Origin of the sequence: Symbiopectobacterium purcellii, from assembly GCF_052050035.1 — a bacterium.
Lineage (GTDB): Bacteria > Pseudomonadota > Gammaproteobacteria > Enterobacterales > Enterobacteriaceae > Symbiopectobacterium > Symbiopectobacterium purcellii_A.
In genome coordinates, this window is sequence record NZ_CP189882.1 from 799189 (window position 1) to 812127 (window position 12939).

Below are 12939 nucleotides of genomic sequence, written 5' to 3' on the forward strand. Positions count from 1 at the left end.
TTGTTGCGTTTCGACTGGGAATGGGGCGGTGCGTTCTATGACACCCCGCACGGCGTGGCAAACGCCATCCTGCTGCCTCATATCATGGCGTTCAATGCGGATTATACCGGCGACAAGTTCCGGCAAATCGCGGTAGCAATGGGCGTCACGGACGCACAACAGATGCCGATCGCACAAGCGCGGGAAGCGGCCATTGCCGCCGTGAAGCAACTTTCTCAGGATGTGGATATCCCAGCACGTCTTCGCCAAGTGGGCATGAAGGAAGAGGATATTCCGGCGTTGGCGCAGGCCGCCTTTGACGATGTTTGCACTGGCGGCAACCCGCGTGATGTGACACTCGAACACATCAAGGCGCTATATCAGTCAATCTACTGATACCCCCCTCACAGCTTTCCCTTCACTATTTCTACTCCCCAGGCATCGCTTGCCGGGGTTTACGCTTGTCTGTAAATGATATAAATTCACATATGATATTGGTTATCATTATCATTCATGAGTTTCATCATCCATAGAGGAACGTAGCCATGCTAACGGCAATGATTACCGCATGCGGATTATGGGGCGCCAGTTGGTGTCTGGGTAAACGCCTTAGCAGTGCCTGGGGTATTCTGCTACCCGCCGCACTGATGCCGTTGCTTGCGCTGCTCGATCTTCAACTAAACAGTTGGAAGCTGATCGTGGCAATTGCGCTGCTGGCGACCGCTGTCATGCTGTTCCATCCCCGCTTGCGCCATTATCTGCTGCTACCTTCCTGCATTGCACTGGCGGGCGGATTGAGCGCGTTAGTGGTCGCATTTCGAACGACGTGGCCGTAACGGGCAATATGTCCCGCAGTACCAGAAAAAATGTTTGATCGATACAAAGAAATAAAAAAGAAGGGAAAAACATTAAGAAATGGTGCGAAGAGAGGGACTTGAACCCTCACGTCCGAAGGACACTAACACCTGAAGCTAGCGCGTCTACCAATTCCGCCACCTTCGCAACGCCGTCACACGATCTGCATCGCATCGTGCCACCACGGGGGCTAATTCTAGAGATTTTCTCAACAACGTCAATGATTATTTCCGCTTGGGCGCTGGGTTTGCTGCAAAAATCGTCATATTGACCTTATAACGGACGCGCGAAGCACTCCCGCAACCAATCGATAAACACGTTGACGCGCGGCGCCAGGAAATGCCCGGCAGGGTACATGATATAGCCAACCGACTTAAAAATGATTACATCCTATGCCCTGATATGCGGCAAAGAAGCATAGCTGGCTGTTATCAAAATAATGTCGCTTGGCTATAATATTCAACAAGTCATCATCGATGCAGGGTATATGGTGGAGTATTTGCCTACATATTCGCCAGATCTTAACCCAATTGAGCATAAATGGGCACAAGCAAAAAGCAAAAAAAGAGAGATGGGTTGCGATACAGAGAGTTTGTTCTCAGTCCATATGGTGTAATCAAAATTAAGTCGCTTGGCTATATATAACGGCATATCCGGTGGCGGCATCTCAGGCAGAACCTCCACCAGTTCACCGCTTTCCAGCCAGTGCCGCACACCATAACGCGGAGACTGGATCAGCCCCAATCCGGCACGACACGCCGCCACGTAGACATCCGCCCCGCTGACATCGATCTGGCTGGTTAGGATACGCTGCTCGCCCCCCCCCTGCGACATAAAATCCAGCGGATAGTGGCGGGTCGTGCGCTGAGAGAAATAGCCCACCGCCTGATGTGTGGCTAAATCATCCAGCGTGTTAGGTATACCATAAAGCTCAATGTACTCTGCCGACGCGCAGGTTACCTGCTCCAACGCGGGAAGATGGCGCGCAATTAACGACTCATCTTCCACCTGCCAGGCGCGCAGTACACAGTCTACCCCCTCGCGCAGCACATCAATCGATGCATCATTGGCGCTCAGGCACAGCGTAATCTCTGGGTAGCGCTGATAAAACTGCGGCAGCGCTGGAATCACAATCTCACGCGCCAGCGAGTGTGGCATATCGACGCGAATGCGCCCGGAGGGGCGCAATTTCTGGCGTGAGAACAGCGTATCCGTTTCGTCTATCTCCGCCAGCAATTGCAGGCAGCGCTGGTAGTAAATCTGTCATTCAGCCGTCACCTGTACCTGACGCGTAGTGCGCAACAACAACCGGACGCCAAGACGCGCTTCGAGCCGCTTGATCGTATGGCTGACGGTGGCACGCGGTAAATTCAGCTTTTCGGCTGCCCGACTGAAATTACCCAGTTCGATAATCCGCACAAAGGTGCGCATCGCCTGAATATGCTCCATCGACACCCCAATTGTTGGTGATTTTTGAACAGTGTTGCACGTTATCCGCCATTTATCTTTATTCCCTGAACAATCACACTGTTTCCATCTTACGAGCGAGGGAGAATACACAATGCAACAACGTCAACTTGGCAAAACGGGACCGCTGGTTTCCAGCATCGGGCTTGGCTGCATGGGCATGAGCGACTTTTATTCGACCGCGCAGGATGAAAAAGAGGCGATCGCCACACTGCACCGCGCACTGGAACTGGGCGTTACGCTACTGGATACCGCCGATATGTATGGCCCACACGCCAATGAAGCCTTGGTCGGACGCGCCATCAAAGGCAAACGCCAACAGGTGGTGCTAGCCACCAAGTTTGGGATCATGCGCGATCCGAGCAACCCGAATGCACGTGGTGTCTGTGGTCGTCCGGATTATGTACGCCAGGCAGTCGAAGGCAGCCTGAAACGCCTCGGTGTCGATGAGATTGATCTTTACTACCAGCACCGCGTCGATCCGAGCGTACCGATTGAAGAGACCGTCGGCGCATTGAGCGATTTGGTGACCGCCGGCAAGATCCGCTATATCGGATTAAGTGAAGCGCCGGTTTCATTGCTGGAACGCGCACACCGCGAACACCCAATTACTGTCGCTACCGATGTAAAACTGGCCCACCTGCCGATGTACATCTGACCCACCTAGGGTAAAAATGGCAGTTTTATAGCCAACCGACTTAAAAATGATTACATCCTATGCCCTGATATGCGGCAAAGAAGCATAGCTGGCTGTTATCAAAATAATGTCGCTTGGCTATAACGTTCAGCCGGGTGCTACGGCTAAGGCGCTGTTCATCCATCGTAATACGCTTGAATATCGCCTGAACCGGATTTCCGAACTGACTGGGCTGGATTTGGGAAACTTTGACGATCGTTTGCTGCTCTATAAGCGTGTTGCTTAATAGTGAAATAAGGGTGTTTCGGTGATTGAAGTAAATTTTACGCTGTTCTGAGATGGAAATTCCAAAGACCGGCGCTAAGGAGTAAGAAGGTATCATCAATAAAGGGTTTACGATTCCGTAAAATTTGGGTCATGCAACCGAGGCGCTTGATACCCGCGATGGCGTGTTCAACTGTATAGCCAACCGACTTAAAAATGATTACAGCCGATGCCCTGATATGTGGCAAAGAAGCATAGCTGGCTGTTATCAAAATAATGTCGCTTAGCTATAAGGCACTGCCAATGATGACATTGGAGACCAGAGTGGAGATTCACGTTTTACACCGTCAAGGCATGTCCATCCGCGCCATCGCGCGGCAGCTTTCATGCTCCCGCGAGACCGTTCGACGATATATCCGTAGTCCACTACCGGTGGCTGACATGCGTTACAAGCCGCGTATGCCTACAACATGCAAGCTTGACCCGTTCAAGCCGTATGTTCTCGAGCGCGTTGCTGCTGCCAGACCACAGTGGATACCGGCCAGTGTGCTGCTGCGCGAGATAGGCCAACGGGGATATGATGGCGGCTATAGCATGCTTACCGCATTTCTACACCCCATGAAGCAGCCCGTTACTGAGGCGGTCACGCGCTTTGAGACCGAACCCGGCGTACAGATGCAGGTTGATTTCACCATCAAACTAGTTGCTGAATAGAGACTTGCATTTTTTGTCAGGCTATTGAGAATAAAAAGAGGTTTAACTTAGAGAATAAAGGTTTGAAATGATCAACAAAGAGCGGTTGTTACGAGATATAGCCAAGCGACATTATTTTGATAACAGCCAGCTATGCTTCTTTGCCGCATATCAGGGCATAGGATGTAATCATTTTTAAGTCGGTTGGCTATAAGGCTTTGTTGAATAATTTAACGTTTTGATTTACAACTTCTTTAGGTGGGATGCATGTACAGAAAATGTATTTTGTTAGAGCGATAAATCAAATAGTTAGCACAATAAAAAGCATTACGGTAGTAAAATTTAGTCGTTAAAATTTTATAATACTCATTTAAATCAGTATGTTAAATTATTCAACAAAGCCACGAGATAATCGTTTATGTAAAGCAATCATTGGATTATCAGTCGAAGAATTGAAAAATTTAGCCGCTGAATTTTCAGCTTGTTATTTGATTTATCGGAAAAAGAATCGAAAAGATCACGAGCGACAGATGGGTGCAGGGCAGAAAGGATTTATCCCAACCCCATTAGATAAACTGCTTTTTATTTTATTGTATTTAAAATGTTATCCGACCTATGATTTGCAAGGACTTCTTTTTGGTTTAGATAGAACACGGGTATGTCGCTGGGTAAAAATATTATTGCCGGTTTTAGAGATGACCTTGGGGCGAGAATGTGTTTTGCCCGCTCGTCAAATTCGCTCTGCTGAGGAATTTTTTCGCGCCTTTCCTGGAGTTAAAGACGTCTTTATTGATGGGACAGAGCGACCTGTCCAAAAGCCTAAGAATCTGCGTCGGCGAAAAAAAATGTATTCGGGAAAGAAAAGACAGACCACTCGAAAAGGGCTTATTATGACTGACGAAACAAGGCAAATTGGATTTATCCCCATGAGCAAAAATGGGCGCCGTCACGATAAACGCTTACTCGATAAAGTCGATATAATTCGCCATATTCCTCCTGAGGTAACCATCTGGGCAGATACCGGTTTTCAAGGTATAGATAAACAGCATCCTAATACACAAATCCCAAAAAAAGGAACTCGAAAAAGACCTTTATCGCCTGAACAAAAACAAGAAAATAAAATAATCTCGGGCATCCGTATTACAGTTGAACAGAGAGTGTAAAAAGATCTGTGTAAATGGCATTTTGAGGAAAACCTTCAGAGGACAAAAAATGCCTATCAGCAACGAACTTATTGACCAACTGCTTCAGGATTGCCACTCCCCTCAGGAGCTTCTGGGTGAATCAGGCCTACTCAAGGAGCTGACTAAAAGACTGGCGGAACGGGTTCTTCAAGCTGAGATGGAGATACACCTTGGGTATGCTAAGCATGACCCGGCTGGTAATCATTCAGGCAACTCCCGCAATGGCAAGACATCCAAGAGCGTACGTAGCCAAAATGGGGCGCTCGAGCTCGATATTCCGCGCGACCGCAACAGTATAGCTAAACGACTTAATTTTGATTACATTATTTAAATGAGCTATTCAATTGATTTTAGACGTAAAGTGATATCTACACGGAAAAACGAAGGGTTGAGTATCCGAGAAACAGCGAAGCAATTTCGGATTGGCCCTGCCTCTGTATCGCGTTGGATTAATCAAATAGAGTCAAAAGCATCGACCACGCGTCAGCGAAAGATCGATAAATCCGAGTTGATAAAAGATGTTGAACAATATCCAGATGCTTACCAAAAAGAACGTGCAGAGCGTTTTGGCGTTTGTCAGAAGGCCATTTGGCAAGCGCTTAAAAAGCTGGGATTGACCTATAAAAAAAACTCTACGTCATCCGAAAGCCGACGAAAACGCCCGGCAGGGATTTCAACAAAAAAAACAACAGTATGAAAAAGAAGGTAAACCTATTGTTTTTATTGATGAAAGTGGTTTTTCACACGATGCCCCACGGACTCACGGCTATTCCCCAAAAGGTCAACGGTGTTTTGGCCTGAAGAACTGGGGAGCTAGGGGAAGAACAAATGTTATCGGCGCTTTATTAGGCACAACGCTGTTTGCTATCGGATTATTTGATATCAATATTAACAGCGATGTTTTCTATGCCTGGGTCACACAAGTCCTTATCCCAGTACTCCCTAAAAACAGTGTAATCATGATGGACAATGCCACTTTTCACAAAAAACATAATATTCAACAAGTCATCATCGATGCAGGGTATATGGTGGAGTATTTGCCTACATATTCGCCAGATCTTAACCCAATTGAGCATAAATGGGCACAAGCAAAAAGCAAAAAAAGAGAGATGGGTTGCGATACAGAGAGTTTGTTCTCAGTCCATATGGTGTAATCAAAATTAAGTCGCTTGGCTATATTATAGCGATGTCAGACCTCACTGGTATAACGGTGGGTTAACACCAAATGGAGACTGTAAAATAATCTGTGTAAATGGCATTTTGAGGAAAACCTTCAAAGGATAACAAAATGCCTATCAGCAACGAACTTATTGACCAACTGCTTCAAGATTGTCACTCCCCTCAGGATCTGCTGGGTGAATCAGGCCTACTCAAGGTGCTGACTAAAAGACTGGCGGAACGGGTTCTTGAAGCTGAGATGGAGATGCACATTGGGTATGCTAAGCATGACCCGGCAGGTAATCATTCAGGCAACTCCCGCAATGGCAAGACATCCAAGAGCGTACGTAGCCAAAATCGGGAGATCGAGCTCGATATTCCGCGCGACCGCAACAGTACCTTCGAGCCGACACTGATCGGTAAGAACGAAAAACAGCTTAACGGCTTCGATGACCGCATTATTTCTCTCTATTCCAGAGGGTTATCAACCCGTGATATTCAGGCACACTTTAAAGAAGTCTACGGGGTCGATGTTTCCGCTGGCTTCATTTCTCAAGTGACCAATGCTGTGATGGATGACGTTAAGCGCTGGCAGCAACGGCCGCTGGATGCGCTTTATCCCATTGTTTACCTTGACTGTATTGTTGTCAAAAGCCAGGACGGCGGAGCCGTGGCCATCAAGTCTGTTTATCTGGCCCTCGGCGTCAACGGCCAGGGCGAAAAAGAGCTGCTGGGGCTATGGATAGCCAAAACTGAGGGGGCCAAGTTCTGGTTATCTGTGATGACAGAACTGAAAAATCGTGGGCTAAAGGACATCTTCGTCGCCTGCTGCGATGGCCTGAAAGGCTTTCCTGATGCCATTGAAGCTGTTTACCCGCATACGCGGGTACAGCTCTGCATTGTGCATCAGGTGCGGAACTCGCTGCGCTACGTCGGCTGGAAAGAGCGTAAGGCCGTTGCTGCTGACCTGCGCACCATCTATAGTTCCGCAACGCTAGAGGGCGCTGAAGAGGCCCTGGATGCCTTCGCGGCCAAATGGGATGAGCAGTTCCCGACGATCAGCCCGTCGTGGAGAAATAATTGGGAACGTCTCATCGTCATTTTTGACTTTCCGCCGGAGATCCGCAAGGTTATCTACACCACCAACGCGATAGAGTCGTTAAATGCTTCATTGCGCAAGATAACGAAAACGCGACGAATATTTCCAACGGATGACTCGGTGCTAAAATTATTCTATCTAGCCTTGCATAATATCTCGGCTAAATGGACCCTACCAATCAGAGACTGGAAACCGGCTATGAGCCAATTCATGTTGATGTATGGAGATCGGATTTCCGGTTAAGCGATGGAGCCATTTACACGAAATTCTTTACAGACTCAGACCACCAGAGTATCCCCCGATTTCAGGCAGTTTAACGCGCGTTTTAATCCAGGTCTCTGGTCTGTTTTTCCACTGATTTTATCCTCAAAAATATGGTCACAATTTGCGCAAATCAAGAATTTTTGCTGTAAATCGGTGTTTTGGTCATTTTTTGACACCCTCATATAGCCAATTTTTGCCATTTTTAACCTTTTCTCAACCTCTGTAAGGCTTGTAATCTGTCAATACCGATTGAATTCTGACCCACCCTGCCAAAGTAAAACTGACCCACCCCCTTTGAATTACTCGAGCGTAGCTGCTTTAGTTTTCTTCTGGATCTGACCGCTTTTCAGCTTATCTTTCAGTCGATAGCTTTGACCGCTGATTTGCGCGATATGCGCATGGTGAAGCAGCCGATCCAGCATCGCCGCCGTCAGCGTTTCATCATCTCCGAATGTCCCCGACCACTGGGTAAACGGCAGGTTGCTGGTCAGGACCACGCTGCCTGACTCATACCGTTTAGCGATATAGCCAAGCGACATTATTTTGATAACAGCCAGCTATGCTTCTTTGCCGCATATCAGGGCATAGGATGTAATCATTTTTAAGTCGGTTGTCTATACCTGCGCGAACACGCCGCAGAATATGGCATTGATCCGCAGCGTATCGGCGTATTGGGTGATTCTGCGGGTGGATATCTGGCACAAATGCTGGGTGTCACCAACGGTGAAAAAACCTTCGATAAAGGGGATTATCTCAATCAATCCTCGGATGTTCAGGCCGTGGTGACCCTCTATGGGCTCTCCAATCTGCTCAACATCGGTGCTGGCTTCCCAGAGAATATTCAGGATGTACACCGCTCACCGGCGTCAACCGAAGCGCTGTTGGTTATAGCCAACCGACTTAAAAATGATTACATCCTATGCCCTGATATGCGGCAAAGAAGCATAGCTGGCTGTTATCAAAATAATGTCGCTTGGCTATAACGGTGCAGCCTTCCGCGATTTCCCTGGTGCAGCTATAGCCAAGCGACTTAATTTTGATTACACCATATGGACTGAGAACAAACTCTCTGTATCGCAACCCATCTCTCTTTTTTTGCTTTTTGCTTGTGCCCATTTATGCTCAATTGGGTTAAGATCTGGCGAATATGTAGGCAAATACTCCACCATATACCCTGCATCGATGATGACTTGTTGAATATTATGTTTTTTGTGAAAAGTGGCATTGTCCATCATGATTACACTGTTTTTAGGGAGTACTGGGATAAGGACTTGTGTGACCCAGGCATAGAAAACATCGCTGTTAATATTGATATCAAATAATCCGATAGCAAACAGCGTTGTGCCTAATAAAGCGCCGATAACATTTGTTCTTCCCCTAGCTCCCCAGTTCTTCAGGCCAAAACACCGTTGACCTTTTGGGGAATAGCCGTGAGTCCGTGGGGCATCGTGTGAAAAACCACTTTCATCAATAAAAACAATAGGTTTACCTTCTTTTTCATACTGTTGTTTTTTTTGTTGAAATCCCTGCCGGGCGTTTTCGTCGGCTTTCGGATGACGTAGAGTTTTTTTTATAGGTCAATCCCAGCTTTTTAAGCGCTTGCCAAATGGCCTTCTGACAAACGCCAAAACGCTCTGCACGTTCTTTTTGGTAAGCATCTGGATATTGTTCAACATCTTTTATCAACTCGGATTTATCGATCTTTCGCTGACGCGTGGTCGATGCTTTTGACTCTATTTGATTAATCCAACGCGATACAGAGGCAGGGCCAATCCGAAATTGCTTCGCTGTTTCTCGGATACTCAACCCTTCGTTTTTCCGTGTAGATATCACTTTACGTCTAAAATCAATTGAATAGCTCATTTAAATAATGTAATCAAAATTAAGTCGTTTAGCTATAATGGGTTATGTAGCGAATAATGGATGATTGAGCAGTACTAAAGCTTTTGTAGCCAGTCGTTGGCACCCATTCAGTCTTCAGACTACGGAAGAATCGCTCCATCGGACTATTATCCCAACAATTTCCTCTGCGACTCATACTTTGGGTCATCTGATAACGCCACAATGCATGCCTATACTGACGACTGGTGTAATGGCTTCCTTGGTCACTATGAAACATGACTTGTTTGGGATGCCCACGCAGTTCCCAAGCCATTTGTAGTGCTTTGGCTGTTAATTCTGAATCTGGCGAAAACGACATTAAGCAACACGCTTACTGATCGGTGAGCACGAAAAGCAGCTTAACGGCTTCGATGACCGCATTATTTCTCTCTATTCCAGAGGGTTATCAACCCGTGATATTCAGGCTCACTTTAAAGAAGTCTACGGGGTCGATGTTTCCGCTGGCTTCATTTCTCAAGTGACCAATGCCGTGATGGATGACGTTAAGCGCTGGCAGCAACGGCCGCTGGATGCGTTTTATCCCATTGTTTACCTTGACTGTATTGTGGTCAAAAGCCAGGACGGCGGAGCCGTGACCAACAAGTCTGTTTACTTGGCTCTAGGCATCAACGGCCAGGGCGAAAAAGAGCTGCTGGGGCTATGGATAGCCAAAACCGAGGGGGCCAAGTTCTGGTTATCTGTAATGACAGAACTGAAAAATCGTGGGCTACAGGACATCTTCATCGCCTGCTGCGATGGCCTGAAGGGCTTTCCTGATGCCATTGAAGCTGTTTACCCGCATACGCGGGTACAGCTCTGCATCGTGCATCAGGTGCGGAACTCGCTGCGCTACGTCGGCTGGAAAGAGCGTAAAGCCGTTGCTGCTGACCTGCGCACTATCTATAGTTCCGCAACGCTAGAGGGCGCTGAAGAGGCCCTGGATGCCTTCGCGGCCAAATGGGATGAACAGTTCCCGACGATCAGCCCGTCGTGGAGAAATAATTGGGAACGTCTCATCGTCATTTTTGATTTTCCGCCGGAGATCCGCAAGGTTATCTGCACCACCAACGCGATAGAGTCGTTAAATGCTTCATTGCGCAAGATAACGAAAACGCGACGAATATTTCCAACGGATGACTCGGTGCTAAAATTATTCTATCTAGCCTTGCATAATATCTCGGCTAAATGGACCCTACCAATCAGAGACTGGAAACCGGCTATGAGCCAATTCATGTTGATGTATGGAGATCGGATTTCCGGTTAAGCGATGGAGCCATTTACACGAAATTCTTTACAGACTCCATGTTTCATAGTGACCAAGGAAGCCATTACACCAGTCGTCAGTATAGGCAGGCATTGTGGCGTTATCAGATGACCCAAAGTATGAGTCGCAGAGGAAATTGTTGGGATAATAGTCCGATGGAGCGATTCTTCCGTAGTCTGAAGACTGAATGGGTGCCAACGACTGGCTACCAAAGCTTTAGGCTGTGTCCCTTAATTGCACGATAGATGAAAAATCGTACAAAGCAGGCTGTTTTTGACAGTAAAAAAAACCAAAATCAGTCCAAAAAACGAACAGGTTCGATGTGTTTTTCTCATTTCCAATCAGTGAAAATTAATTAAGGGACACAGCCTAGTACTGCTCAATCATCCATTATTCGCTACATAACCCATTATTATAGCGATGTCAGACCTCACTGGTATAACTGTGGGTTAACACCAAATGAATCAGAACGGCTGTTCCATCAACAGTCAGGTAGGGTGGCCAAATTTAGTTGACCACTACAGCAAACCTGAGGCCATAAAAAAGGCACGCCCGCAAAATGCCGACGTGCCTGTCAGGAGTAACGCGAGCGCGCCCGATGGCGAGGCGCGCTGAGTTAGTCGATCGGACGCTTAAGACGCGTCGTTATCATCCGTGTAACGTTTGGCCTTGTAGGCTGGGTGCATCAGGTTTTGTACCGAGAAAATGTCATCCAGCTCACTTTCGGTCAAAAGACCGCGCTCCAGCAACACTTCACGCACGCTCTTACCGGTTTCAGCACAAATCTTGCCAACAATATCGCCATTGTGGTGGCCAATAAACGGGTTGAGGTAAGTCACAATGCCGATGGAGTTGAAAACATAGGCTTCGCATACCGCTTTGTTGGCGGTGATGCCGTTAACGCATTTTTCCAGCAGGTTGTGGCAGGCGTTGGTGAGGATGTGGATAGACTCGAACATCGCCTGACCGATGACCGGCTCCATCACGTTAAGCTGCAACTGACCCGCTTCAGAGGCCATGGTGACGCAAGTGTCGTTGCCGATCACCTTGAAGCACACCTGGTTGACCACTTCCGGCACCACCGGATTGACTTTGGCGGGCATAATGGAAGAACCCGCCTGCAATTCCGGCAGGTTGATTTCATTGAGGCCAGCGCGCGGACCGGAAGAGAGCAGCCTAAGGTCATTACAGATTTTCGACATCTTCACTGCCAGACGTTTCAGCGCACCGTGCACCATCACGTAAGCGCCGCAGTCAGAGGTCGCTTCAATCAAATCCTCGGCCGGCACGCACGGCAGTCCACTCACTTCTGCCAGACGCTGCACGGCTAACTGTTGGTAACCGTCCGGTGTGTTTAAGCGTGTGCCAATGGCCGTTGCGCCCAGATTCACTTCCAGCAGCAATTCACCGGTGCGCAGCAGGTTTTTGTTCTCTTCTTTCAGCAACACATAGAACGCGTGGAATTCCTGGCCCAGCGTCATCGGCACGGCATCCTGCAACTGGGTACGGCCCATCTTCAGGATGGTTTCAAATGCTTTGGCTTTGCGCTCGAAGCCGTCAGCCAACTGGGTGATGGCCTCTATCAGCGTCAGGATAGCGCTGTAGACCGCAATACGAAAGCCCGTAGGGTAGGCATCGTTGGTAGACTGGCACTTGTTCAGATGATCGTTAGGGTTGAGGTACTGGTATTCGCCTTTGTTATGGCCCATCAACTCCAGGCCAATATTAGCCAGCACTTCGTTGGTGTTCATGTTTACCGAAGTACCCGCGCCACCCTGATACACATCAACCGGGAACTGGTCCATGCATTTGCCGTTGTTCAACACTTCATCGCAGGCACGGATAATGTTATCGGCAATCGGGCGTGGAATGGTTTTCAACTCGCGGTTTGCCAGGGCAGCAGCCTTTTTGACCATCACCATGCCACGCACGAATTCGGGGATATCGCTGATTTTGTGGTTGCTGATGTAGAAATTTTCAATTGCCCGCAGGGTATGAATGCCATAGTAGGCATCAGCGGGAACTTCACGGGTACCTAACAGGTCTTCTTCAATACGGATGTTGTCTGACATGAGAGCCTTCTCTTGAATCCTGCAACTTGATGAGAACGCGTTTTGCTAACCATCTTGGCGTTAACAAAAAAGCGTGTTAACAAATAATCGTGCCAATAAATGCGAGTTATTATCACGATGGT

At 47.8% G+C, this 12939-nt stretch carries 12 protein-coding genes, 1 tRNA gene and 13 pseudogenes; 16 read left to right on the forward strand and 10 right to left on the reverse strand.

The window, feature by feature from the left end:
• Window positions 1–27: 27 nt before the first annotated feature.
• Window positions 28–375 (forward strand): annotated as a pseudogene (locus ACQGXV_RS06510) (lactaldehyde reductase); the annotation flags it as partial.
• A gap of 149 nt (window positions 376–524) precedes the next feature.
• Entirely contained in the window at window positions 525–815 is a 291-nt protein-coding gene (locus ACQGXV_RS06515; RefSeq protein ID WP_222159554.1) for a DUF1435 family protein, read from the forward strand.
• A gap of 80 nt (window positions 816–895) precedes the next feature.
• On the opposite strand, the gene ACQGXV_RS06520 is transcribed toward ACQGXV_RS06515, so the two are convergent.
• A tRNA-Leu gene (locus tag ACQGXV_RS06520) sits at window positions 896–981 on the reverse strand.
• A 292-nt stretch (window positions 982–1273) separates the two neighbouring features.
• Between ACQGXV_RS06520 and ACQGXV_RS06525 the strand changes: the two genes are divergently transcribed.
• Window positions 1274–1450, forward strand: a complete 177-nt coding sequence (locus ACQGXV_RS06525) for a transposase (protein WP_440863545.1) — start codon at window positions 1274–1276, stop codon at window positions 1448–1450.
• 20 nt (window positions 1451–1470) lie between these two features.
• On the opposite strand, the pseudogene ACQGXV_RS06530 reads toward ACQGXV_RS06525, so the two are convergent.
• A pseudogene (locus ACQGXV_RS06530) lies at window positions 1471–2283 on the reverse strand (LysR family transcriptional regulator); the annotation flags it as partial.
• Between the two features lie 112 nt (window positions 2284–2395).
• Here ACQGXV_RS06530 and ACQGXV_RS06535 point away from each other — a divergent pair.
• Window positions 2396–2914, forward strand: a pseudogene (locus tag ACQGXV_RS06535) (aldo/keto reductase); the annotation flags it as partial.
• An 85-nt stretch (window positions 2915–2999) separates the two neighbouring features.
• Here the strand turns inward: ACQGXV_RS06535 and ACQGXV_RS06540 are convergent.
• Window positions 3000–3122, reverse strand: coding sequence for a hypothetical protein (locus ACQGXV_RS06540; protein WP_440867855.1), 123 nt, complete (start codon window positions 3120–3122; stop codon window positions 3000–3002).
• Between ACQGXV_RS06540 and ACQGXV_RS06545 the strand changes: the two are divergent.
• The 8 genes and pseudogenes from ACQGXV_RS06545 to ACQGXV_RS06580 form a co-directional block, all read left to right on the forward strand.
• A pseudogene (locus ACQGXV_RS06545) lies at window positions 3078–3224 on the forward strand (helix-turn-helix domain-containing protein); the annotation flags it as partial. The gene ACQGXV_RS06540 and the pseudogene ACQGXV_RS06545 sit on opposite strands and share 45 nt — an antisense overlap.
• Before the next feature lie 124 nt (window positions 3225–3348).
• Window positions 3349–3489, forward strand: a complete 141-nt coding sequence (locus tag ACQGXV_RS06550; RefSeq protein ID WP_440865700.1) for a hypothetical protein — start codon at window positions 3349–3351, stop codon at window positions 3487–3489.
• Window positions 3490–3505: 16 nt separating this feature from the next.
• Window positions 3506–3898 (forward strand): annotated as a pseudogene (locus ACQGXV_RS06555) (helix-turn-helix domain-containing protein); the annotation flags it as partial.
• Window positions 3899–4275: 377 nt separating this feature from the next.
• A complete protein-coding gene (locus ACQGXV_RS06560; protein ID WP_440865701.1) occupies window positions 4276–5058 on the forward strand; it encodes a transposase family protein in 783 nt (260 codons plus the stop codon).
• Between the two features lie 49 nt (window positions 5059–5107).
• Window positions 5108–5371: pseudogene (locus ACQGXV_RS06565) on the forward strand (transposase); the annotation flags it as partial.
• Between the two features lie 39 nt (window positions 5372–5410).
• Window positions 5411–5776, forward strand: coding sequence for an IS630 transposase-related protein (locus tag ACQGXV_RS06570; RefSeq protein WP_440862584.1), 366 nt, complete (start codon window positions 5411–5413; stop codon window positions 5774–5776).
• Complete coding sequence (locus ACQGXV_RS06575) at window positions 5700–6233, forward strand: IS630 family transposase (protein WP_440862665.1); 534 nt, start codon at window positions 5700–5702, stop codon at window positions 6231–6233. Before ACQGXV_RS06570 ends, ACQGXV_RS06575 begins: the two co-directional genes overlap by 77 nt.
• A gap of 134 nt (window positions 6234–6367) precedes the next feature.
• On the forward strand, window positions 6368–7579 hold the full coding sequence (locus ACQGXV_RS06580; RefSeq protein ID WP_440865703.1) for an IS256 family transposase: 1212 nt from the start codon (window positions 6368–6370) through the stop codon (window positions 7577–7579).
• Between the two features lie 38 nt (window positions 7580–7617).
• Here ACQGXV_RS06580 and ACQGXV_RS06585 read toward each other — a convergent pair.
• From ACQGXV_RS06585 to ACQGXV_RS06595, 3 genes and pseudogenes are all read right to left on the reverse strand, one after another.
• Window positions 7618–7800, reverse strand: a pseudogene (locus tag ACQGXV_RS06585) (recombinase family protein); the annotation flags it as partial.
• Between the two features lie 99 nt (window positions 7801–7899).
• A pseudogene (locus tag ACQGXV_RS06590) lies at window positions 7900–8124 on the reverse strand (ATP-binding protein); the annotation flags it as partial.
• Window positions 8117–8302: a hypothetical protein gene (locus ACQGXV_RS06595; RefSeq protein WP_440865705.1), complete on the reverse strand. Its 186-nt coding sequence runs from the start codon at window positions 8300–8302 to the stop codon at window positions 8117–8119. The gene ACQGXV_RS06595 and the pseudogene ACQGXV_RS06590, both read right to left, overlap by 8 nt.
• On the opposite strand from ACQGXV_RS06595, the pseudogene ACQGXV_RS06600 reads away from it, so the two are divergent.
• Window positions 8218–8487: pseudogene (locus ACQGXV_RS06600) on the forward strand (alpha/beta hydrolase fold domain-containing protein); the annotation flags it as partial. The gene ACQGXV_RS06595 and the pseudogene ACQGXV_RS06600 sit on opposite strands and share 85 nt — an antisense overlap.
• Before the next feature lie 153 nt (window positions 8488–8640).
• On the opposite strand, the gene ACQGXV_RS06605 reads toward ACQGXV_RS06600, so the two are convergent.
• The 3 genes and pseudogenes from ACQGXV_RS06605 to ACQGXV_RS06615 all read right to left on the reverse strand — a co-directional run.
• A complete protein-coding gene (locus ACQGXV_RS06605; RefSeq protein WP_440862665.1) occupies window positions 8641–9174 on the reverse strand; it encodes an IS630 family transposase in 534 nt (177 codons plus the stop codon).
• Complete coding sequence (locus tag ACQGXV_RS06610; RefSeq protein WP_440862584.1) at window positions 9098–9463, reverse strand: IS630 transposase-related protein; 366 nt, start codon at window positions 9461–9463, stop codon at window positions 9098–9100. Before ACQGXV_RS06610 ends, ACQGXV_RS06605 begins: the two co-directional genes overlap by 77 nt.
• A gap of 34 nt (window positions 9464–9497) precedes the next feature.
• A pseudogene (locus ACQGXV_RS06615) lies at window positions 9498–9800 on the reverse strand (DDE-type integrase/transposase/recombinase); the annotation flags it as partial.
• Between the two features lie 15 nt (window positions 9801–9815).
• Here ACQGXV_RS06615 and ACQGXV_RS06620 point away from each other — a divergent pair.
• The 3 pseudogenes from ACQGXV_RS06620 to ACQGXV_RS06630 form a co-directional block, all read left to right on the forward strand.
• Window positions 9816–10745: pseudogene (locus tag ACQGXV_RS06620) on the forward strand (IS256 family transposase); the annotation flags it as partial.
• Between the two features lie 32 nt (window positions 10746–10777).
• Window positions 10778–10963 (forward strand): annotated as a pseudogene (locus tag ACQGXV_RS06625) (DDE-type integrase/transposase/recombinase); the annotation flags it as partial.
• Between the two features lie 159 nt (window positions 10964–11122).
• Window positions 11123–11260, forward strand: a pseudogene (locus ACQGXV_RS06630) (IS3 family transposase); the annotation flags it as partial.
• Window positions 11261–11377: 117 nt separating this feature from the next.
• On the opposite strand, the gene aspA reads toward ACQGXV_RS06630, so the two are convergent.
• Entirely contained in the window at window positions 11378–12817 is a 1440-nt protein-coding gene (gene aspA, locus ACQGXV_RS06635; RefSeq protein WP_440865706.1) for an aspartate ammonia-lyase, read from the reverse strand.
• Window positions 12818–12939 lie beyond the last annotated feature (122 nt).